At 62.6% G+C, this 19,697-nt stretch carries 19 protein-coding genes; 5 read left to right on the top strand and 14 right to left on the bottom strand.

Features of this window, described 5'->3' with window-relative positions:
- Positions 1–133 precede the first annotated feature (133 nt).
- Positions 134–2,671, top strand: a complete 2,538-nt coding sequence (locus VRB54_RS10400; protein ID WP_338480714.1) for a PAS domain-containing hybrid sensor histidine kinase/response regulator — start codon at positions 134–136, stop codon at positions 2,669–2,671.
- Positions 2,672–2,714: 43 nt separating this feature from the next.
- The gene (locus VRB54_RS10395) at positions 2,715–2,990 is read left to right on the top strand and encodes a peptidylprolyl isomerase (protein WP_057010175.1); all 276 of its coding nucleotides are present in this window, start codon (positions 2,715–2,717) and stop codon (positions 2,988–2,990) included.
- A 61-nt stretch (positions 2,991–3,051) separates the two neighbouring features.
- Here the strand turns inward: VRB54_RS10395 and VRB54_RS10390 are convergent, their stop codons facing one another.
- Genes VRB54_RS10390 through VRB54_RS10355 form a run of 8 tightly spaced genes read right to left on the bottom strand, consistent with a single transcriptional unit; the run spans position 3,052 to position 9,421 of the window.
- Positions 3,052–3,960, bottom strand: a complete 909-nt coding sequence (locus VRB54_RS10390; RefSeq protein ID WP_338480713.1) for a sugar kinase — start codon at positions 3,958–3,960, stop codon at positions 3,052–3,054.
- Positions 3,961–4,009: 49 nt separating this feature from the next.
- Positions 4,010–5,218 carry an amino acid deaminase gene (locus VRB54_RS10385; RefSeq protein WP_338480711.1) on the bottom strand — a complete coding sequence of 403 codons (1,209 nt, stop codon included), beginning with the start codon at positions 5,216–5,218 and terminating at the stop codon, positions 4,010–4,012.
- A 9-nt stretch (positions 5,219–5,227) separates the two neighbouring features.
- Positions 5,228–5,992, bottom strand: a complete 765-nt coding sequence (locus tag VRB54_RS10380; RefSeq protein WP_338480709.1) for an IclR family transcriptional regulator — start codon at positions 5,990–5,992, stop codon at positions 5,228–5,230.
- A gap of 6 nt (positions 5,993–5,998) precedes the next feature.
- Complete coding sequence (locus tag VRB54_RS10375; RefSeq protein ID WP_003238127.1) at positions 5,999–6,388, bottom strand: RidA family protein; 390 nt, start codon at positions 6,386–6,388, stop codon at positions 5,999–6,001.
- A 16-nt stretch (positions 6,389–6,404) separates the two neighbouring features.
- A complete protein-coding gene (locus tag VRB54_RS10370) occupies positions 6,405–7,187 on the bottom strand; it encodes an amino acid ABC transporter ATP-binding protein (protein WP_338480708.1) in 783 nt (260 codons plus the stop codon).
- Positions 7,184–7,846 carry an amino acid ABC transporter permease gene (locus VRB54_RS10365; RefSeq protein ID WP_338480707.1) on the bottom strand — a complete coding sequence of 221 codons (663 nt, stop codon included), beginning with the start codon at positions 7,844–7,846 and terminating at the stop codon, positions 7,184–7,186. Before VRB54_RS10365 ends, VRB54_RS10370 begins: the two co-directional genes overlap by 4 nt.
- Before the next feature lie 11 nt (positions 7,847–7,857).
- Positions 7,858–8,520, bottom strand: a complete 663-nt coding sequence (locus VRB54_RS10360) for an amino acid ABC transporter permease (RefSeq protein WP_015372301.1) — start codon at positions 8,518–8,520, stop codon at positions 7,858–7,860.
- Between the two features lie 52 nt (positions 8,521–8,572).
- The gene (locus VRB54_RS10355) at positions 8,573–9,421 is read right to left on the bottom strand and encodes a transporter substrate-binding domain-containing protein (RefSeq protein ID WP_338480705.1); all 849 of its coding nucleotides are present in this window, start codon (positions 9,419–9,421) and stop codon (positions 8,573–8,575) included.
- 321 nt (positions 9,422–9,742) lie between these two features.
- Between VRB54_RS10355 and VRB54_RS10350 the strand changes: the two genes are divergently transcribed.
- Entirely contained in the window at positions 9,743–9,991 is a 249-nt protein-coding gene (locus VRB54_RS10350; protein WP_338480704.1) for a hypothetical protein, read from the top strand.
- A gap of 89 nt (positions 9,992–10,080) precedes the next feature.
- On the top strand, positions 10,081–10,434 hold the full coding sequence (locus VRB54_RS10345) for a thioredoxin family protein (RefSeq protein ID WP_338480703.1): 354 nt from the start codon (positions 10,081–10,083) through the stop codon (positions 10,432–10,434).
- Here the strand turns inward: VRB54_RS10345 and VRB54_RS10340 are convergent.
- The 3 genes from VRB54_RS10340 to VRB54_RS10330 all read right to left on the bottom strand — a co-directional run bounded on the left by VRB54_RS10340 (position 10,394) and on the right by VRB54_RS10330 (position 14,138).
- Positions 10,394–11,959 carry a TerC family protein gene (locus VRB54_RS10340; protein WP_338480702.1) on the bottom strand — a complete coding sequence of 522 codons (1,566 nt, stop codon included), beginning with the start codon at positions 11,957–11,959 and terminating at the stop codon, positions 10,394–10,396. The genes VRB54_RS10345 and VRB54_RS10340 overlap by 41 nt on opposite strands.
- A gap of 487 nt (positions 11,960–12,446) precedes the next feature.
- A complete protein-coding gene (gene yghU / locus VRB54_RS10335) occupies positions 12,447–13,280 on the bottom strand; it encodes a glutathione-dependent disulfide-bond oxidoreductase (protein WP_338480701.1) in 834 nt (277 codons plus the stop codon).
- 90 nt (positions 13,281–13,370) lie between these two features.
- Entirely contained in the window at positions 13,371–14,138 is a 768-nt protein-coding gene (locus VRB54_RS10330; protein WP_057010163.1) for an SDR family NAD(P)-dependent oxidoreductase, read from the bottom strand.
- 137 nt (positions 14,139–14,275) lie between these two features.
- Between VRB54_RS10330 and VRB54_RS10325 the strand changes: the two genes are divergently transcribed.
- Positions 14,276–15,424, top strand: coding sequence for an aldose epimerase family protein (locus VRB54_RS10325; protein ID WP_338480700.1), 1,149 nt, complete (start codon positions 14,276–14,278; stop codon positions 15,422–15,424).
- 772 nt (positions 15,425–16,196) lie between these two features.
- Here VRB54_RS10325 and araH read toward each other — a convergent pair.
- The 3 genes from araH to VRB54_RS10310 are packed head-to-tail and all read right to left on the bottom strand — an operon-like array spanning position 16,197 to position 19,678.
- Positions 16,197–17,165: an L-arabinose ABC transporter permease AraH gene (araH, locus tag VRB54_RS10320; RefSeq protein ID WP_069665466.1), complete on the bottom strand. Its 969-nt coding sequence runs from the start codon at positions 17,163–17,165 to the stop codon at positions 16,197–16,199.
- Positions 17,166–17,174: 9 nt separating this feature from the next.
- Positions 17,175–18,677, bottom strand: coding sequence for an L-arabinose ABC transporter ATP-binding protein AraG (gene araG / locus VRB54_RS10315; RefSeq protein WP_338478196.1), 1,503 nt, complete (start codon positions 18,675–18,677; stop codon positions 17,175–17,177).
- Entirely contained in the window at positions 18,674–19,678 is a 1,005-nt protein-coding gene (locus VRB54_RS10310) for a substrate-binding domain-containing protein (protein WP_015372308.1), read from the bottom strand. Before VRB54_RS10310 ends, araG begins: the two co-directional genes overlap by 4 nt.
- Positions 19,679–19,697: the final 19 nt, after the last annotated feature.

Below are 19,697 nucleotides of genomic sequence, written 5' to 3'. Positions count from 1 at the left end.
TTTCAGCCCAAAGGCGGGGTTTTGCAGAAAAATATCCAGGGCATGCTATTTTCCGAGGGTAGTCACCCTGCCGTTTCCCAAGAGATAATGGGTGTTGTCATTTTTTCAAAGCGTCAGGCTCAGGGCTTTTTTCATGAATGGAACATCCACCGGTAGCGAAGCCGGCGCATTGATTGCGCGGCTGGACTGGGCACGAAGCCCCCTCGGTGAGGCCAATGACTGGCCGCAAAGCCTGCGTACAGCGGTGGATATCGTCGTGCATTCGCCAATGCCGATGCTGCTGCTGTGGGGCCGCGACCTTATCCAGTTGTATAACGATGGTTTTGCCCAACTGGCTGGCAACAAGCACCCGGACGCACTGGGCCAGCCGGCGCATCACACCTGGCCGGAACTGCAGGATTTCACCGCCCCCATCTACGATGCCGTGCTCGGCGGCCAGGTGCGCACCTTCAGCGAGCAGCGCTTTGTGCTGCAGCGCGAGGGGCGCGACGCCGAGATCTGGCTCGACCTCACCTACAGCCCGGTGCGCGATGAAAGCCGCCAGGTCGCCGGCATCCTGGTCACCGCCATCGAGACCAACGAGCGCCGCCGCAAGGCCATCGAGCTGCAACAGCGCTCCGAAGACAGCCTCAAGGCCCAGCACAACACCGAGCAACGCCTGCAACTGGCACTGGCGGCGACCGACGCGGTAGGCACCTGGGACTGGGATATCGGCGAAGACCGCTTTATCGCCGACGCGCATTTCGCCTTCCTCCACGGCGTCGACCCCGATCAGGCCAGCCTGTTGCCGATCAGCGACTACCTGCTGGGCGTGCACCCCGAAGACCGTGGCATGGTCACGCGCAGCATCAAGCATTGCATCACTTTCGGCACCGAATACGCCGAGGAATACCGCCTGATGCAGGCCGACGGCGAAGTGCGCTGGGTATTCGCCCGCGGTCGTTGCTACAAGGACCCCCAGGGGCGGCCGGCGCGCTTCCTCGGCGCCGCGCTGGACCTCACCGAACGCAAGCACACCGAACAGGCCCTGCGCCAAAGCCAGACCGAGCTGCAACTGATCATCAACGCGATGCCGGTGCTGATCGGCTATGTCGACCATGAACAGCGGTTTCGCCTGAACAACAGCGCCTACCTTGAGTGGTACGGCATGACGCCCCAGGAGCTGTACGGCAAGACCATCCGCGAAGTGCTCGGCGACGAGGTGTACGCCGGACGCCAGGACAAGATCGCCGCCGCCCTGCGCGGCAAGGCCTGCAGCTTCATGACCCTGACGCCCCATCGCGACGGTCGCCCGCGCCATGCGCTGATGAAGTACCTGCCGCGCTTCAGCAACGACGGTTCGGTCAATGGCTTTTACATCTTTGTGATCGACGAGACCGAACGCAAACTCACCGAGGAAGCCCTGCGCCACCTCAACGAGAACCTCGAAGAACGCGTGGCCCAGCGCACCCAGGCGCTGGCCGAGGCCAACCAGCGCCTGCAGAACGAGATGTACGAACGCGAGCGCGCCGAAGACGCGCTGCGCCACGCGCAAAAAATGGAAGCGGTGGGCCAGCTCACCGGCGGCATCGCCCATGACTTCAACAACATGCTCACCGGCATCATCGGCAGCCTCGACCTGATGCAGCGCTACATCGCCGGCGGGCGCAGCGAAGAGGTCGGCCGCTTTGCCGACGCCGCCGTGTCCTCTGCCCACCGCGCAGCCGCCCTCACCCACCGGCTGCTGGCGTTCTCGCGGCGCCAGTCACTCGACCGCCAGCCCACCGACCCCAATCAACTGGTGGCGTCGCTGGAGGATCTGTTCCAGCGCACCAAGGGCGCGCACATCTCGCTCAAGGTGCAACTGGGCCAGGACATCTGGCCGGTCAACACCGACGCCAGCCAACTAGAAAACGCCCTGCTCAACCTGGTGATCAACGCCCGCGATGCGATGCCCGATGGCGGCGAACTGCTGATCGAAACCGCCAACAGCTACCTGGACGGCACCGATATCACCACTCTCGAACCGGTCAAGGCCGGCGACTACGTGATGCTGGGCGTGAGCGACAACGGCAGCGGCATGGCGCCGAAAATCCTCGCCAAGGCGTTCGATCCGTTCTTCACCACCAAGCCCATCGGCCAGGGCACCGGCCTGGGCTTGTCGATGATCTACGGGTTTGCCCAGCAGTCCGGCGGCCACGTCACCATCCAGAGCGAACCGGGCCAGGGCACCTGCGTGCGCCTGTACCTGCCGCGCCTGCACGGCACCGCGCTGGAAAGCAGTTTGCCGACGCACTTGAGCGAAGCGCCGGTGGCCCTGGCCGGTGAAGCGGTGGTGGTGGTCGAGGACGACGCGGCGGTGCGCATGCTGGTGGTCAATGTGCTCGACGAACTCGGCTACACCGCACACCAGGCGGCGGATGCCCGCGCGGCGCTGCCGCTGCTGGAGTCGGATTTGCGCGTCGACCTGCTGGTGACCGACGTCGGCCTGCCGGGCATGAACGGCCGGCAACTGGCAGAAATCGCACGCCAGCATCGCCCCGGTCTGCGCGTGTTGTTCATGACCGGTTACGCCGAGAAAGCCGCCGAGCGCCAGGGCTTCCTGGAGGACGGCATGGACATGGTGGCCAAGCCGTTTTCCATTGACCTGCTGGCCACCAAAATCCGCAGCATGATCGGCGTGGCCCAGTGAGTTCAGGCATAATCGCGCGCCGTCGCCCACCTGGTAGAACCCGATGAAAGCCCAAGCCCGTCATATCCTGGTGAAAACCAGCGAAGAAGCCGAACAACTCAAGCAGCGCATCGCCAAGGGCGAAGCCTTCGATGTGCTGGCCAGGAAGTATTCCACCTGCCCATCGGGCAAGCGCGGCGGTGATTTGGGTGAAGTGCGACCGGGGCAGATGGTGGGGGCAATTGATGCGGTGATCTTCAAGAAGCCCGTGAAGGTGGTTCACGGGCCGATCAAGAGCAAGTTCGGGTATCACCTGGTGCAGGTGTTTTACCGGGACTGAGGGATGTGAACGCGATTAAATGTGGGAGGGGGCTTGCTCCCGATCCGCCCCAGGCGGCCATTCACCCCCGGGGTATCAGCGCCCCCGGCACCTGAATCACTCGACTCGCCAACCGATGCCCCGCCAACGCAGCCTCCTGCGGCGAACCGCCCTTGAGCCTCGCGGCCAGGTACGCCGCGCTGAACGAATCCCCCGCCGCCGTCGTATCCACCACCGTTTCGACCTTCAACGCCGGCACGGCAACGCGCGCGCCGTCGCAGCGAATTCGGCACTCATCCGCGCCGCGCTTGAGCACCACCTCGGTGATCGCCGGGTACGCGGCGAACACCTGCTCGCTGTCGGCATAACCGAACAACGCTTGTTCGTCGTCTTCGGTGAGCAAGGCAATGTCCACCTCGGTCATGACCTTGCGATACGCCACCCGCGCCGCCTCGACATCGGCCCACAGGCGTGGCCGGTAATTGTTGTCGAACACCACCTTGCCGCCGCGCCTGCGGGTTTCGGCCAGCGCCTGCAATAGACGCTCGCGGCCGATTTCACCCAATACCGCCAGGGTGATACCGCTGAAATACACCAGGTCATAGCCCGGCAACGCCGCCAGGATCGGCTCGGCCGCAGGCGTGGTGAAACAGTCGCGCACCGCCGCTTCGTTGCGCCAGTAGAGAAATTTACGCTCGCCATGGGCATCCGTCTGGATGCAATACAAACCCGGCAGACGCCCGGCCAGGCGCTGGACCATGCCCAGCCCCAGGCCCTCGTCGGTCCACTGCCGGCACATGGCATCGCTGAAACTGTCATCGCCCAGGGCGGTGACGTAGTCGACCGTGCCCACCGCGCCCAGCTCGCGGCGCAGGTACACCGCCGTGTTCAGGGTGTCACCGCCGAAGCTCTGGTGCAGGCTGCCGTCGGCGCGGTGTTGCAGTTCGATCATGCATTCGCCGATCAGGGCGATGCGCGGTTGCGTGGTCATGGCGTTGCTCTCCGGTGTGGCGGATGGCCTGCGATAAAGGCGACTCGGTCTAGAAACAGGTATGCAGGGACTCGATCACGCGCAACTCGTCATCCACCAGGCACCCCACCTGCCACTTGTCAAAGGTCAGGCAAGGGTGTGACGTGCCGAACGAAATGATGTCGCCAATGCGCAATTCAACCTGCGGCGCCACCGTCATGAACGCGTGCTGGTCCATCACCGCAGTGACCTGGCACGCACTCACGTCGTCGCCCTCGGCCGGCACGACGCCAGCCCTGTAGCGTTTGAGCGGCACCGGCAGGCCGGCGTCAAAGGCCACGTCGCGCTTGCCCAGGGCAATCACCGCAAAACCGGGTTCGGGCAGCGACTGCACGTGAGCCCAGACTTCCATGGCCGGGCGCAGCCCTTCGTCGAGATCACTGCGCCGGTCGAGCACGCAGCATTGCGCGTCCTTGTAGATACCGTGGTCGTGGGCCACGTAGCTGCCCGGGCGCAATACGCTGAGGAAACGGCCGGCGGCGTTCTGCTGTTCGAAAGACTCGGCGATCAGGTCGTACCACGCCGAGCCCGAGGCGGTGACGATGGGTTTGGCGAGGTCGAATGCGCCGTTGTCCTGCAGGTCCACCGCCAGGCGCACCAGGCTCGCGGCAAAGTCGCGGATGCCGCTGATGGCGTGCTCGCCGTGGATCACCCCTTCGTAGCCTTCGATACCGGTGAGGGCCAGGGCGGGCTGGGCCTTGATCGCCGCCGCCAGGTCGCGCACCTGCTGCTCGCTGCGGCAACCGCAGCGGCCGCCGACCACACCGTATTCGATCATCACGTTCAGGCGCATCCCGCGCGCGGCGAAGAACAGGCCCAGGTCGGCGACGTTGTCCGGGTGGTCGACCATGCAGTGGAAGTCGAACTGCGGATCCTCCAGCAACTCGGCGATCAGCGCCATGTTCGGCGCGCCCACCAACTGGTTGGCCATCAACACACGGCGTACGCCACCGGCGTAGGCGGTGCGGGTCTGCACGGCATTGGCCAGGGTGATGCCCCAGGCGCCGGCGGCGAGCTGACGCTGAAACAGCGCCGGCATCATGCTGGTCTTGCCGTGGGGCGCGAGTTCGGCGCCGCTGCTGCGGACAAAGTCCTGCATCCAGCGAATGTTGTGTTCCAGGGCGTCGCGGTGCAGAACCAGGGCCGGCAGGCTGACGTCGCGGACCAGATGGGCACCGACGGCGGCGGCGCCTTTTTCAACGGCGTTGAGGGCGGACATGCAAAACTCCTATTCGTTGATGCGCCGGGCCAGTTGGTTGGCGCTGTCGATCAACACCCGGCGGTAATCGTTGTAATGGGTGATTGCGTCGGCCCGTGGCGCGACGATGCACAGGGTGGCAATGCTCACCCCCTGGGCGTCCCGTACCGGGGCGGCGAAGCAGTGGGTGAAGGTGTCGGCCACGCTGTCGAAGGAAAAGAAGCCGTCGAGGGTGGCCTGGCGGATCTGCGCCAGGAAGGTGTCCAGCGCTAAGCGCTGGCCGTCCGGCAGGATGAAGTCGTCGGGGTCGATCAGGTCAATGATCTGCTGGTCGCTCAGGTGCCCGAGCAACAGGCGCCCGGAGGCAGTCCACGGGATCGGCGCGTTTTCGCCGATGTCCGAGGAAATACGGAAATGCCGCTCGCCCTCGCGCATCAGCGCCACCGTGTATTTGCGCCCGTTGAGCAGGCACATCTGCGCGGTTTCACGGGTCTGGCTGACTATTTCCTGCAAGGCGTGGTCGGCCTCGCGGGTCAAGTCGAAATGGCGCAGGTGCGCCTGGCCGAGAAAGTACAGCTGGCGGCCCAGATAAACGTGGCCGTCCTTGCCCACGGTCTCCAGAATGCGCCGCTCCAGCAGCGAGGCGACCAGTTCGTAGACCGTGGATTTGGGGCTGCAGATGCCGCTGGCGATATCATTCGGACGCAGGGGCTGGCCGACCTCCTTGAGAAAATCGAGGATATCGAATGCCCGGTCCAGGCCCTTGGCGCGGCGTTTGATGGGGTCTTCGGTCATGGCAGTTCAGCCCTTTTTCCTGTAGGCCACACAATCGATCTCCACCTTGCAATCCACCATCATGCTGGCCTGCACACAGGCCCGCGCCGGGGCGTGTTCCGGGGTGAAGTATTCGCCGAAGACCTTGTTGAAACTCCAGAAGTCGCGCGGGTCTTCCAGCCAGACGCCGACGCGTACCACGTCTTTCAACTCGTAGCCGGCCTCTTCGAGGATCGCCACGACATTGCGCATAGTCTGCCGGGTTTGCTCGATGATCCCGCCGGTGATGATTTCGCCGTCCACCGCAGGCACCTGGCCCGACACATAGAGCCAACCGTCGGCTTCCACCGCGCGGGCAAAAGGACGAGGCTGACCACCTCCGGCGGTGCTGCCGGCTCCGTAACGAGTAATGCTCATAAAAACAGGCTCCTGATTAAAAACGGATGTTCTTTAAAAATTCCGCCAGGCGCGGCGATTGCGGGCGCTCGAACACTTCTTTTGCGCTGCCCTGCTCTTCAATGCGGCCCTGGTTCATAAACACGATTTTGTCCGAGACTTCATAGGCAAAGCGCATCTCATGGGTGACCAGCAACATGGTCATGCCCTCCTCGGCCAGACCCTTGATCACACTGAGCACTTCGCCGACCAGCTCCGGGTCGAGGGCCGAGGTAACTTCGTCGAACAGCATCAGGCTGGGGTTCATCGCAATGGCCCGGGCAATCGCCACACGTTGCTGCTGACCGCCGGACAACTGGCCGGGAAAGTGATTGCGCCGTTCCAGCAGCCCCACGCGGTCCAGCCATTTTTCGGCCAGTGCCACCGCTTCGTCCCTGGCCATCTTCTTGACTTTCAACAGGCCCAACGTGACGTTCTGCAACGCCGTCAGATGGGGGAACAGGTTGAACTGCTGGAACGCCATGCCGGTCATCGCGCGGTGCCGGGCGATCATACGCTCCGGGTGACGCACGCGCTTGCCGCTGCTTTCGCTGTAGCCGATGGACTCACCCTCCAGGGTGATCTGCCCGCCCTGGAACTCTTCGAGCAGGTTGACGCAGCGCAACAGCGTGGTCTTGCCCGAGCCGCTCGAGCCGATCAGCGTTACCACGTTGCCGCGCTGCAGGCTCAGGTCGACGCCCTTGAGCACTTCGAGCTCGCCGTAGTGTTTGTGCAGGCCGCGAATGTCCAGCAGCGGTTGGGTTGTTTGAGGCTGGTTCATGGCAAGGCCACCCGTTTTTCAATGTAGCGCCCGAATAATTCAATGGCGTAGTTGATGACAAAGAACAGAAAGCCCGCGAACAGGTAGAACTCCAGGGTCATGAAGGTGCGTGCGATCACCTGCTGGGTGCTGAGCAGCAGCTCGGCCACGCCGATCACCGAGAGCAACGTCGAGGCTTTGACGATTTCCGTGGACGAATTGACCCAGGTCGGCAGGATCTGGCGCAGCGCCTGGGGCAACAGCACGTAGCCCAGAGACTGGTAGAACGTCAGCCCAATCGCCCGGCCCGCCTCGAGTTGCCCACGGGGGATGGCCTGCAGGGCACCCCGCACGATTTCCGCCACATGGGAGCCGCAAAACAGCGTGAGCCCGACCGCACCGGCCTGGAACGCGCTGATCTGCCAACCGAGCGCCGGCAGCATGTAGAAACATGCCAGCACCAGCACGAATACTGGCGTGCCACGGATCAGGTCGACATACAGGCGAAACGGCGCGCGCATCCAGAACCTGCCGTAGGTGAGGATCAAGCCGGCGACGATGCCGATCATGGTGCCGAAAAGTATCGCCAGGGCCGACACGTAGACGCTGGCCTGGAAGCCGGCCCAAAGCGTGTCACGGGCGATCCACAGTTCCTGCAGCCAACTGGGGGATTGATACATGGAGGCCGCTCCTAACGACGGATCGCCAAGCGCTGTTCCAGGTAACGGAGCAGCATGGCGATGAGGTAACAGGCAGCCACGTAGAGCGCCGTCGTGACCAGCCAGGTTTCGATCACCCGGTAGCTTTCGACATTGATCTTACGGGCGTAATAAGTCAGCTCGGGCACCGCGATGGCGGCGGCCAGTGACGTGTCCTTGAACAGCGAGATAAAGTTGTTCGACAGCGCCGGCAGCACATTGCGCAGCATCACCGGCACGCTGATGTAGGCGCGAATGCGCCACTCGCCCAGGCCGATGGCCAGGCCGGCTTCGCGCAGGCCCTTGGGGATATTCAACAGGCCGGCGCGGAACACCTCGGTGAGGTAGGCACCGGCGTACAGCGACAGGGTAATGATGAACGAGGGGATCTTGTCCAGCCGGATGCCCAGGCTCGGCAAGGCGAAGTAGATCAACAGGATCAGCACCAGGATCGGCGTATTGCGCACCACTGTGACGTACACCGAGGCGAGGATGCGCAAGGCGCGGTGCCGGGACAGCATGGCGAAGGCCATCAACAGGCCAATCACGCAGCCGATGGCGATCGAGATCAACGCCAGCGTCAGGCCCAGGCCGAGCCCCGCCAGCAAGGTGTCGAAGTCGCGCCACACGGCGGCAAAGTTCAACTGATAGTTCATGGTTGGCAGCACCTGCTCGGAGCGTCGTCGGCGACGCCCCAGGGTTTACGATTTACTTGAACTCAACCGGGAAGCCGATCGCGGGTTCCGGCAGGTCCACGCCGAACCACTGCTTGAACGAGGCCTTGTAGGTGGGGAACTCCACACCGGTCATGGCTTCATGCAGGGCGGTGTTGACGAAGTTCAGCCAGTCCTGGTCGCCACGCTTGACCGCGCACGCATAGGTCTGCGGGCTCCACGCGTAGGTCGGGCTGCGGTAGCGGCCGGGGTTTTGCACCATCAGGTATTTGACCGAAGACTGGTCGGTGGCGGCGGCATCGGCGCGCCCGGAGTTCACGGCCTGGTACATCAGGTCGACGCTGTCGTACTGGTCGACTTTGGCCTTGGGCAGCGCCTGGTGCACCAGCTCTTCGGCGTACACGTTCTGCAGCACGGCCACGGTCACGCTGTCGCCTGCGGCCTGCAGGTCTTCGATCTCTTTGTATTTGCTGTTGTTGGGCAGTAGCAGGCCCACGCCTTCGCGGTAGTACGGAAGGGTGAACGCCACCTGTTGCGCACGGCTGGCGGTGACAGTGATGAACTGGCACGTCATGTCGACCTTGTCGGTCAGCAGGTTGGGAATGCGCGCGTCGGACGACTGCACCACGAACTCGACCTTGCTCGGATCATTGAACAGCCCTTTGGCGACGATGCGGCCGATGTCGATATCAAACCCCTGCAACTTGCCATCCGCCCCCTGGAAGTGCCACGGCGCATTAGTGCTGCCGGTGCCCACGATCAGATGCCCGCGCTTGAGCACGGCATCGAGCTTGCTGTCCGCCGCCTGCACCAGGCTGGCAAGGGACGCCGAGGCGGCGAAAAGAAAAACACACGCTTTGAACACGAAAGGTCGGTGATGCATGGCGAGCACTCCAGGGGCTATATATTCCGCTATACCGGAACTTGGTATGTAACAACGGAATAGACAGCAGAAAGTGTGCCACTGGCACTAACAGAAAACCATGGCAAGAATAAAACTGTTGGTAATCAAGCGGATGAGTAGCACAGCGAAATACGGCATTGCGTCGGCGCTTCCTGTCGCCGTGCTACCCAGGGCCTCATACAGGGGTGACAGCGCCATGCCAGTGCGTCACCGCCCCGTTACCGCGCGCAGCACCCTCTGGAAAAATCCCGGCGCTGGACTAGCCTTTGGCACACCTCTGACGACAAGGAATGCGCCCCGATGAAGCTTCGTCTCACCCTGTTAGTGCTCACACTGCTGGCAGCCGGCAGCGCCTGGGCCAGCAACGACCGCCGCGAATGCAAGGAAGAATTGCAGAAGCTCAAGGAGGCGTTCAACGCGGATTACACGAGCCAGAACCACCACGGCTACCGCGAGGCGAAGGCGTCCCGCGACAATGAGGAATACCGCAAATGCGCCGGCCAGGCGCGCAAGGCGCGCGAACGCATAGAGCGTGACCGCGACGTTTGATACCTGTGAAGGTTGACAGTAGACGCTGAGGATCGGCCGATTTAGCGTACCGGTAATGGGTTTTCAACCGCGTACGCAAGGAGATCGTCATGGGCGTTGCAAATACCGTTATCAATGACCTCAAGGAATACCAGAGCATCCTGGAGGAACATCCTCTGGTTATCGCCTTGTTCACCTCGCCCTATTGCCCGGCCTGCATGGGCGCCTGCCAGCGCTTTGAGCGGGTAGCCGAAAAATACGGCCACGGCATTAAAAGCATAGTGCTGGACACGACGCAGACACCGAAGATCGAAGGCGTGGACGGCACCCCGACCCTGGTGGTGTATAAAAATGCCCGGGAGGTGGAAAACCTCAAGGGCATCGGTGACCCGCAGGACCAGGAAGCATTTCTGGAGGACGTGTTTAAAGACTACGTGCCGACGGCACCAGCAACACCTGTGTGACCCTCCGCTCCTCCACCGCCGCCACCGTCAGGCGCCAGCCCTCATGTTCCAGGCTATCGCCCAGCACGGGCAGACGGTCCAGCAGGCTCATCACCAGCCCGGCGAGGGTCTGATAGTCCTCGGTCGCCGCAGCCTTGAAGCCGGTGCGCTGACGCACCTGGTTCAGGTTCAACGCCCCATTGGCGCGAAAGCCCGCGCCCTCCTCGACGATATCCGGCCCTTCGATCTCGCTGGCGTCCGGTAATTCGCCGGCGATGGATTCGAGGATGTCGGTCATGCTCAACACCCCCATGAAGTCGCCGAATTCGTTGATCACGAAGGCGATGTGGGTGGATTCCTGGCGCATCTGTTCCAGGGCATTGAGGATCGAAAAACTGTCCAGCAGGTTGATCGCCCGGCGCGCGAGGTGTTCCAGGTTCGGCTCGTTGCCGGCCAGGTACTCCTTGAGCAGTTCCTTTTTGTGCACAAAGCCCAGCGGTTCATCTACCGCGCCGTTGCGGATCAGCGGCAGACGCGAGTAGGACGAGTGCATGAGTGTTCGACGAATCGTCTCGGCATCGTCCGCCAGATCGATGCAGTCGACCTTGGCCCGTGGCGTCATCAGGGTGCGGATCGGCCGCTCGGCCAGTTGCAGCACGCCGCTGATCATCACCCGTTCACGTCGGTCGAACAGCGGGCCCTGGGCGGCATCCGCCTCGCCCAGCAGGTCGGCGACGTCGTCATCCACCTCTTCCACCGCCAGACGGCGCCCGCCCAGCAGGCGCATCACCGCATGGGCGGTGCGCTCACGCACCGGCAACACACCCTGTGCCGACTTCTTGCGGCGCGCCCGCGCGATCTGGTTGAACACCTCGATCAGAATCGAGAAACCAATCGCGGCGTACAGGTAGCCCTTGGGAATATGGAAACCCAGGCCTTCGGCGGTCAGCGCGAAGCCGATCATCATCAAAAAGCCCAGGCACAGCATGATCACCGTGGGGTGTGCGTTGACGAAGCGGGTCAGCGGCTTGCTGGCCACGATCATCAGGCCGATGGAGACAATCACCGCGATCATCATCACCGCCAGTTCATCGACCATGCCCACGGCGGTAATCACCGCATCGAGGGAGAACACTGCGTCGAGCACCACGATCTGCGCCACGATCGGCCAGAACATCGCATACGCCACATTGCCGCTGCGCTGGGCCACATGGCCTTCGAGCCGCTCGTGCAACTCCATGGTGGCCTTGAACAGCAGGAACACGCCGCCAAACAGCATGATCAGGTCACGGCCGGAGAAGCTCTTGTCGAACACCTCGAACAACGGCTGAGTGAGGGTGACCAGCCAGGAAATACTCGCCAGCAGGCCCAGGCGCATCAGCAGCGCCAGGGACAGGCCGATCAACCGCGCACGGTCGCGCTGCTCCGGCGGCAGCTTGTCCGCCAGGATCGCGATAAACACCAGGTTGTCGATGCCCAGCACCAGTTCCAGCACAATCAGGGTCGCCAGGCCAAGCCAGGCCGTTGGGTCCGCTAACCATTCCATTTCTATAAGTCTCTGTGTTCAGTTTTCAGGAGGCCGGGCACGGCAGTGCTCGATCAGTGGACCGGGACAGGGTTGGCAGTCGGAATACGGGGTGCTTGAGCGGGAACAGCGACGGTGCGTGTCTTGGGGAAAGACGACTGGGGGGCTCCGAGAGGGCGTTCATGCAAGTCCTGCGATGGGAAAAGGACTTGAATCCTACAACCGAAACATAAATTTCCCACAACGCAAAACTATTACAAGATCTGTAAAAGCGCTGTGGCAACGGGCCCCGCAGTGGCGAGCGCTTCTGTGGCGAGCAGGCTTGTCCTGCGTTGGGCTGCGCAGCAGCCCCCAAAACCAGGCGCTGAGCCGTATCAGGTACACCGCATTTTGCTGGATTGGGGGCGCTTCGCACCCCAACGCGGGGCAAGCCCGCTCGCCACAACACATCCATTCACCACAATAAATCCATTCCCCACAAGGAGCACGGCAGCCAAAGCCTGTGCAATCAATCCAGGTCCGCAGCCTCATGCCGCTCCGCCAGTTGCTCGGACACCTCGCCGAACACCCGGTTGACCCGACGCCCGCGCTTGACCGCCGGCCGTGCGTCGATCGCCCTGGCCCAGCGCATCACGTGGGTGTACTCATGCACCGAAAGAAACTCTGCGGCGTCATACAGGCGGCCCAACACCAACCCACCGTACCAGGGCCAGATCGCGATATCGGCAATGCTGTAGTCATCCCCGGCAATGTATTCACTCTCGGCCAGGCGCTTGTCCAGCACATCCAGCTGACGCTTGGCTTCCATGGCAAAGCGATTGATCGGGTACTCCATCTTGCTCGGCGCATAGGCATAGAAATGCCCGAAACCGCCGCCCAGGTAAGGCGCACTGCCCATCTGCCAGAACAGCCACGACAGGCACTCCGCCCGCGCTGCCGGCTCCGTGGGCAATAACGCAGCGAACTTCTCGGCCAGATACTGCAGGATCGCGCCGGATTCAAACACGCGAATAGGCGTGGCGGCGCTGTGGTCCATAAGCGCGGGGATCTTCGAGTTCGGGTTCACCGCCACGAACCCGCTGCCGAACTGGTCGCCGTCGCCGATCTTGATCAGCCACGCGTCGTATTCGGCGCCGGTGTGCCCCAGTGCCAGGAGTTCTTCCAGCAGGATCGTGACCTTCTGCCCATTGGGCGTGGCCAGGGAGTACAACTGCAACGGATGCTTGCCCACCGGCAGCGCCTTGTCATGGGTGGCACCGGCGATAGGCCGGTTGATGCTGGCAAAGGTGCCGCCACTTTCAGCGTCCCAGGTCCAGACTTTCGGCGGCTGGTAGTCAGTCATGCTCGGTTCTCCCGTGGGTTGCAACAGTAGGTTGGAAACATTTCGATACTGCCAGCCGGGCGACGTTCCATCCAGCGCCAATCGGTGTGCCTACACCCAGCCCCCGTCGACAATGAAGTTCTGCGCCGAACACATCGCCGCCGCATCCGACGCCAGAAACAACGCCATATTGGCAATATGCTCCGGCAACACGCTGCCCGGCAGGCACTGGCTGCGCGCGATCAAGTCCCTGGCCGCATCGTCCACCCACATCGCCAGTTGCTTCTCGGTCATCACCCAGCCCGGCACCAGCGTGTTCACGCGGATATGGCTGGGCCCCAGCTCACGCGCCAGGGCACGGGTCATGCCGTGGGCCGCCGCCTTGCTGGCGGCATAAACGGGGTAGCCGGCCGAGGCCATCATCCAGCCGACGGAGCCCAGGTTGATGATCGAACCGCCGCCCGCCTCTTTCATTCCCGGTACCACCGCCTTGGCGGCAAAGAATGCATGCTTGAGGTTGACCGCGATCAACCGGTCGAACGTCTCCGAGTCGACTTCCTCCAGGGTGTGGCGCACGTCATTGGCGGCATTGTTCACCAGCACCGTGATCGGCCCCAGCGAATGCTCGAACCGGCCGATAGCCGCGCGATAGCCAATCTCGTCGGTAATGTCGCAGCACACGAACTCGACGGTATGCCCCTGCGAACTCAACAACGCGGCAAGGCGTTCGCCCTGGCTCTGCGCGCGGTCCACAAACGCTACCTTGGCACCCTGCGCGGCAAAGGCACGCACCATGAACTCACCAATGCCCGAAGCACCGCCGGACACCAGCACGGTTTTGCCCTTGAGGTCGGGATACACAGCCTGCGGAATACTCATATAACGGTTGCCTCGATCAATTAGTCTTATTTTATTTTACGAAATCGGCGTTAAAGGCTATAAATTCGCTGTCGCACCGACAAAATATCGCTATTAGTAGAACTATTCCACTCAAAACAACAAAAGGAAGTTCGACCATGAAGCACCCTCGATACCTGCTCTCCGGCCTCGCCCTGTCCATGCTGGTTGCCAGTGGCGGCGCCCAGGCAGCCGGCCTGAGCAGCGAGCACAAGCTGTTCGGCAAGACCAACGACGGCACGCCCGTCGAACAGTACATCCTGCGCAACAGCCACGGCATGCAAGCCACGGTCATCACCTACGGCGGCGTGTTGCAGTCGTTGAAGGTGCCGGACAAGCACGGCAAGGTCGAGGACGTGGTGCTCGGGTTTGATGACGTGCAAGGCTATCAGGCCGGCACCGCGTTCTTTGGCGCGACCATCGGCCGTTTCGGCAACCGCCTGGCCGGCGGCGCCTTTGAACTCGACGGCAAGCGCTTCCAGGTGCCGCTCAACGATGGCCCCAACTCGCTGCATGGCGGCGCCCAGGGCTTCGACAAGCACGTATGGAAAGCCGCGCAGGTCAAGGACAAGGACTCGGTGGGCGTCACCCTCACCTACCTGTCCAAGGATGGCGAAATGGGCTTCCCCGGCAATCTGAAGACCGAAGTCACCTACCGCCTCAATGACAAAAACGAACTGCACATCGACTACAAGGCGACCACCGACAAACCCACGGTGCTCAACCTCACCAACCACAGCTACTTCAACCTGGCCGGCGCGGGCAATGGTGACATCCTCAAGCAGGTCGCCACTCTGCACGCCAGCCACTACACGCCGGTGAATGCCACACTGATTCCGACCGGCGAACTGGCACCGGTGGCGGGCACGCCGATGGACTTCCTCAAACCTACGCCTATCGGCCAGCACATCAAGGACGATCACCCGCAGCTCAAGTTCGCCGAGCCCAAGCAAGGCGGGTTCGACTTCAACTGGGCGCTGGATACCAAGGGCGACGTCAAGCAACTGGCTGCCGAGGTGCATGACCCCGAGTCGGGCCGCCGTCTGCAGCTCTACACCAGCGAGCCGGGAGTGCAGTTCTACACCAGCAACTTCCTCGATGGTTCAGTGAAGGGCAAGGCTGGCAAGACGTACCTGCACTGGAGCGGGTTTACCCTGGAGACCCAGCATTTTCCAGATGCGCCCAACCAGCCCAACTTTGCCTCGACCCGCTTGAACCCGGGGCAGACCTACACCCAGAACACAATCTTCAAATTCTCCGCCGATTGAAACTGTGGGAGGGGGCTTGCTCCCGATGGCGGTGGGTCAGCTATTGATATGCCAACTGATGCACCGCTATCGGGAGCAAGCCCCCTCCCACATTGGGTTGCCCATATGGCTTGAGGTCAGCGTTGCTTCATGGTCGTGGAATCCAGGACGAACACTGGCTGCAAACCCTCCACCGATTGAAACTGTGGGAGGGGCTTGCTCCCGATGGCGGTGGGTCGCCTATTGATATGCCAACTGATGCACCGCTATCGGGAGCAAGCCCCTTCCCACATTGGGTTGCCCATATGGCTTGAGGTCAGCGTTGCTTCATGGTCGTGGAGTCCAGGAAGAACACTGGCTGCAAACCCTCCACCGATTGAAACTGTGGGAGGGGCTTGCTCCCGATGGCGGTGGGTCGCCTATTGATATGCCAACTGATGCACCGCTATCGGGAGCAAGCCCCTTCCCACATTGGGTTGCCCATATGGCTTGAGGTCAGCGTTGCTTCATGGTCGTGGAGTCCAGGAAGAACACTGGCTGCAAACCCTCCGCCGATTGAAACTGTGGGAGGGGGCTTGCTCCCGATGGCGGTGGGTCAGCTATTGATATGCCAACTGATGCACCGCTATCGGGAGCAAGCCCCCTCCCACATTGGTTTGCCCATATAGCTTGAGGTCAGCGTTGCTTCATGGTCGTGGAATCCAGGACGAACACTGGCTGCAAACCCTCCGCCGATTGAAACTGTGGGAGGGGGCAAGCCCCTCCCAGATTGGGTTGCTCATATGGCTTGAGGTCAGCGTTGCTTCATGCGGTCGATGACCACCGCCAGCAACAGGATCGAGCCGCGGATCACGTATTGATAAAACGTGTCGATGTTCTTCAGGTTCATCGCGTTTTCGATGATCGCCAGAATCAGCACCCCGGCAATCACGTGGCGGATCATGCCGATGCCGCCGCTCAGCGACACCCCGCCCAGCACGCAGGCGGAAATCACTGTCAGCTCGAAACCCTGGCCGATCATCGGCTGGCCCGAGGTCATGCGCGAGGCGAGGATCACCCCGGCCAGGGCGCCGATCAGGCCGTGCACGGCGAAGATGATGATCTTCGTGCGGTCAACATTGACCCCCGCCAGCAGCGCCGCTTCCGGGTTGCCGCCGATGGCCATGGTGTTGCGCCCGTAGGTGGTGTAGTTGAGCAGCCAGCCGAAGAACACGAAGCACACGATGGTGATCAGGATCGGCACCGGCACGCCCAGCAACTGGCCGTTGCCGAAGATGAAGAACTGATCCTGGGACACGCCCACCGCTTTGCCGTCGGCAAAGATATAGGCCAGGCCACGCACAATCTGCATGGTCGCCAGCGTGGTGATCAACGCATTGACCCGCAGCTTGGCGATCACGATGCCGTTGATCAGCCCCACCAGCAGGCCCATCCCCAGGGCGGCGCCGATGCCCAGCATCACGCTGTCGGTGTCGCGCATCACAATGGCCGCCACCACGCCGGCACAGGCGATCACCGAGCCCACCGATAAATCGAAGTGCCCCGAGGCCAGGCAGAACAGCATGGTGCAGGCGGCGATGCCTACCGTGGAAATCGCCAGGCCCAGGCCGCGCATGTTCAGCGGCGAGAGGAAGTTGTCGATGAGCAAGGCGCACAGCACGAAGATGCTCACGGCCGCCAGCAGCATCGCCCAGTTATCCAGCAGCGCGCGCAGGTCCAGGGGTTTGCGCGCTTTGGGCAGCGCGTTGTCTTGGGTCGTCATAGTCGTCTCTCAGTGGGCCGGGCCGCGCGGCAAGGCCAGCTGCAGCAAGTTGGATTCAGTGGCGTGTTCACGCCGTTGTTCGCCGCGCAGGGCGCCTTCGCACAGCACCAGGATGCGGTCGGAAATCCCCATCACTTCCATCAGGTCACTGGACACTACGATCACCGCAATGCCGCTGGCGGCCAGGTTGTGGATGATCTGGTAGATCTCCGACTTGGCGCCGATGTCGATGCCCCGCGTCGGCTCATCGAGCAGCAGCACCTTCATCGGCATCGACAGCCAGCGGCCCAGAATGGCCTTCTGCTGATTGCCGCCGGACAGGTACATGATTTTCTGCTCGGCGTTGGGCGTCTTCACCTTCATCGCCTGGATCTGCTGGCCGGCGTTGCCCTTCTCCCACTTCTCGCGCAGCAGCCAGCCAAACGAGGCATGGGCGCCACGGGCGCTGATGTTGATGTTTTCCGCCACGCTGGACAGCGGGATGATGCCTTCCTTCTTGCGGTCTTCCGGGCACAGCAGCACGCCGGCGTCGATGGCATCGCGCGGTGAGCGCAGGTGCAGGGTTTCGCCGCACAGCTCCAGCTGCCCTGCGGTGCTGCGCTCCAGCCCGGAGAGCAGCCGAAACAGCTCGGTGCGCCCTGCCCCCACCAGCCCGAACAGCCCGAGGATCTCGCCCTTGCGCACCTCGAAGCTGACCGGCTCACGCAAGCCCGGGCCGAGCAGCCCGTCGACCTTGAGCGCCACCTCACCGTGCTCGCGCGGGCGGTAGTCGTAGATGTCCTGGATATCGCGCCCGACCATGCAGGTCACCAACTGGTCGTGGGTCAGCGCGCTCATGTCCTCGAACGTGCGCACGTAGCGCCCGTCCTTGAACACCGTGACCGCGTCGCAGATGCGGAACACCTCTTCCATGCGGTGCGACACGTAGAGCACCACTTTGCCCTCATCGCGCAGGCGCGCGATGATCGCCATCAGCCGGTCGATTTCCCGCGCCGAGAGGCTGCTGGTGGGTTCATCGAAGGCGATCACATGGGCACCACGGGACAGCGCCTTGGCAATTTCCACCAGTTGGCGCTGGCCCAGGGACAGGCGGCCGAGCTTCTCGTCCGGGTCGATTTCATCGGCCAGGCCCTTAAGGCAGGCCAGCGCCTGCTGGCGCAGCAGGCCGCCGTTGACCACGCCGAAGCGCGACGGCAGGTGCCCGAGGAACAGGTTCTCCGCCACGCTCATTTCCGGCACCAGGTGCAGTTCCTGGTGGATCACCGCCACACCGCTGGCAATGCTGTCAGCGGCGCATTTGAACGCCATGGTCTGCGCGCCGATCTGTACCGAGCCACTGCTGGGAATGTAGGCGCCGCCAAGAATTTTCAGCAGCGTCGACTTGCCCGCGCCGTTCTCGCCCATCAGCGCATGCACCTGCCCCGGCTGGGCGGTAAAGCAGATGCCGTCCAGCGCCTTGACCCCGGGAAAGGTTTTGCCGATACCCTCAAAACGCAGGGCGGCCGCACTCATTTCCACAGCCCGATTTTGGTCAGTTCTTCCTTGAAGTTTTCCCGGGTGATCAGCGTCACTTCGTCCATCGCCGTGTATTTCGGCGGTTCGGTGCCCTTGGTGACCCACTCGTACATCATCAGCGCCGTGTTGTAGCCTTCGATGTGCGGGCTGGGCAGCATCGAGCCGAAGAAACCGCTGTTGGCTTTCTTCAATTCGCCGATGGCGTCGGTGCCGTTGATGCCGATGCCGATCACGTTGGCCGCCGCAAACCCGGCGCTTTCCGTGGCGCGCACGCCGCCGAGCACGGTGTTGTCGTTCATGCCGCCGATGATCAGGTTTTTCGCGCCGCTGGGCAGCTTGACCAGCGCCGAGTTGGTGGCGTCCATGCTGCCCGGAACGTCGAGGGTTTTCAGTGCGGCAGTGAGGATGTGGTCCTTGGGAATGCCGGCTTCTTCGAGGGATTTGATCGAACCGTCGGTGCGTTTTTTACCGGTGTCGAGCTCGTTGAAGGTGTTGATCACCGCGTAGGTGTCCTTCCAGTCCCAGCCACGTTTTTTCGCTTCGGCGGCCATCGCGGCGCCCTGCTTCTGGCCCACTTCGAACGCGGCCATGCCCAGGTACGGCACGTCTTCCATGAACGCGCCCTTGGCGTCGACGAAACGGTCGTCCACAGCAATCACCTTGAGGCCGTTGGCCTTGGCCTTGGCGACGATGGCCGGGCCGAGGGACACGTCCGGCGGGCAGATCACAAAGCCCTTGGCGCCGTTGGCGGCCAGGCTGTCGATGGCCGAGAGGGTTTTCTCGCCATCGGGCACGGCGATCTTGATCACGGTGAAGCCGTGTTCCTTGCCGGCTTTTTCGGCGAAGGCCCACTCGGTCTGGAACCAGGGTTCTTCGGCCTGTTTGACCAGGAAGCCGATTTTTACTTCTTCAGCAGCCAGCAGCAGGCCGCTCAGGCTCATGGCCGACACCGCGACAGCGGCGCAGCACAGGGAACGCAAACCACGACGACGATTCATAGGGTGACTCCTTGTTGTT

This window comes from Pseudomonas trivialis (genome assembly GCF_036864995.1).
GTDB lineage: Bacteria > Pseudomonadota > Gammaproteobacteria > Pseudomonadales > Pseudomonadaceae > Aquipseudomonas > Aquipseudomonas trivialis.
The sequence above is the reverse complement of the archived record's forward strand: the minus strand, read 5'-3'. Positions and strand labels throughout refer to the sequence as shown.

Excerpts from the sequence above, each read along its gene's own strand:
- VRB54_RS10325 (WP_338480700.1), top strand. The coding sequence starts at position 14,276 with ATGAAGCACCCTCGATACCTGCTCTCCGGCCTCGCCCTGTCCATGCTG.
- araH (WP_069665466.1), bottom strand. The coding sequence starts at position 17,165 with ATGACGACCCAAGACAACGCGCTGCCCAAAGCGCGCAAACCCCTGGAC.
- VRB54_RS10380 (WP_338480709.1), bottom strand. The coding sequence starts at position 5,992 with ATGACCGAAGACCCCATCAAACGCCGCGCCAAGGGCCTGGACCGGGCA.
- VRB54_RS10370 (WP_338480708.1), bottom strand. The coding sequence starts at position 7,187 with ATGAACCAGCCTCAAACAACCCAACCGCTGCTGGACATTCGCGGCCTG.
- VRB54_RS10385 (WP_338480711.1), bottom strand. The coding sequence starts at position 5,218 with ATGTCCGCCCTCAACGCCGTTGAAAAAGGCGCCGCCGCCGTCGGTGCC.
- VRB54_RS10310 (WP_015372308.1), bottom strand. The coding sequence starts at position 19,678 with ATGAATCGTCGTCGTGGTTTGCGTTCCCTGTGCTGCGCCGCTGTCGCG.
- VRB54_RS10400 (WP_338480714.1), top strand. The coding sequence starts at position 134 with ATGAATGGAACATCCACCGGTAGCGAAGCCGGCGCATTGATTGCGCGG.
- VRB54_RS10360 (WP_015372301.1), bottom strand. The coding sequence starts at position 8,520 with ATGAACTATCAGTTGAACTTTGCCGCCGTGTGGCGCGACTTCGACACC.
- araG (WP_338478196.1), bottom strand. The coding sequence starts at position 18,677 with ATGAGTGCGGCCGCCCTGCGTTTTGAGGGTATCGGCAAAACCTTTCCC.
- VRB54_RS10375 (WP_003238127.1), bottom strand. The coding sequence starts at position 6,388 with ATGAGCATTACTCGTTACGGAGCCGGCAGCACCGCCGGAGGTGGTCAG.
- VRB54_RS10390 (WP_338480713.1), bottom strand. The coding sequence starts at position 3,960 with ATGACCACGCAACCGCGCATCGCCCTGATCGGCGAATGCATGATCGAA.
- VRB54_RS10365 (WP_338480707.1), bottom strand. The coding sequence starts at position 7,846 with ATGTATCAATCCCCCAGTTGGCTGCAGGAACTGTGGATCGCCCGTGAC.
- VRB54_RS10340 (WP_338480702.1), bottom strand. The coding sequence starts at position 11,959 with ATGGAATGGTTAGCGGACCCAACGGCCTGGCTTGGCCTGGCGACCCTG.
- VRB54_RS10345 (WP_338480703.1), top strand. The coding sequence starts at position 10,081 with ATGGGCGTTGCAAATACCGTTATCAATGACCTCAAGGAATACCAGAGC.
- VRB54_RS10330 (WP_057010163.1), bottom strand. The coding sequence starts at position 14,138 with ATGAGTATTCCGCAGGCTGTGTATCCCGACCTCAAGGGCAAAACCGTG.
- VRB54_RS10395 (WP_057010175.1), top strand. The coding sequence starts at position 2,715 with ATGAAAGCCCAAGCCCGTCATATCCTGGTGAAAACCAGCGAAGAAGCC.
- VRB54_RS10355 (WP_338480705.1), bottom strand. The coding sequence starts at position 9,421 with ATGCATCACCGACCTTTCGTGTTCAAAGCGTGTGTTTTTCTTTTCGCC.
- VRB54_RS10350 (WP_338480704.1), top strand. The coding sequence starts at position 9,743 with ATGAAGCTTCGTCTCACCCTGTTAGTGCTCACACTGCTGGCAGCCGGC.
- yghU (WP_338480701.1), bottom strand. The coding sequence starts at position 13,280 with ATGACTGACTACCAGCCGCCGAAAGTCTGGACCTGGGACGCTGAAAGT.